Annotated in this window: 1 protein-coding gene; it reads right to left on the bottom strand. The window is 46.7% G+C overall.

Going from position 1 to position 507, the window contains the following annotated elements:
• Positions 1-507: NAD(P)H-binding protein (locus R7Z47_RS26995; protein WP_318131047.1), on the bottom strand; the 507-nt coding region annotated here is incomplete at both ends.

The raw sequence follows: 507 nt of genomic DNA, 5'->3' as shown, positions 1-507 counted from the left end.
AGGTTGGGTAGGGCGATGGGGTTGGCTTTTGAGTCGACCCATTTAGGCGCGATCAAAATAGGTAAGTTGTAGACAAAATCTCGCATGATCTCGAAAGCGGCGGAGCCGGGACCAATGATGACGCCAGCACGTAACTCTGTCACCGGAACACCAGATTGTCGAATGATCTTTCCAGTGGCTTTACGAGCGGCTAAATGGCGCGAGTTTCCAGTTTGTGGCTGTATGGCACTTAAATAAATAACGTGTTTGACACGGCTTTGCTCCAATGCGTATTTAAAGTTCAAAGCAAGGTTCAATTCGTATTCAACAAAATCATCACCTTGTGCCATGCCGTGCACCAGAAAGAACACCAAATCAAAGTCATCAACTAATGAAAGTGTACTTTCTGCGTCCGCCAAGTCTAAGTAAGTCAGTGTAAGGTTGGGATGTGGGCTGGTCCTAGACTCCAAATAATCAATATGTCGAGACGTCGCGGTTACGCTGTAACCTTTGTCGAGCAGTTGAGGA

It is taken from the genome of Vibrio sp. 1641 (assembly GCF_033339995.1).
Taxonomy (GTDB): domain Bacteria; phylum Pseudomonadota; class Gammaproteobacteria; order Enterobacterales; family Vibrionaceae; genus Vibrio; species Vibrio alginolyticus.
This window is presented reverse-complemented; position numbering and strand designations above follow the sequence as displayed.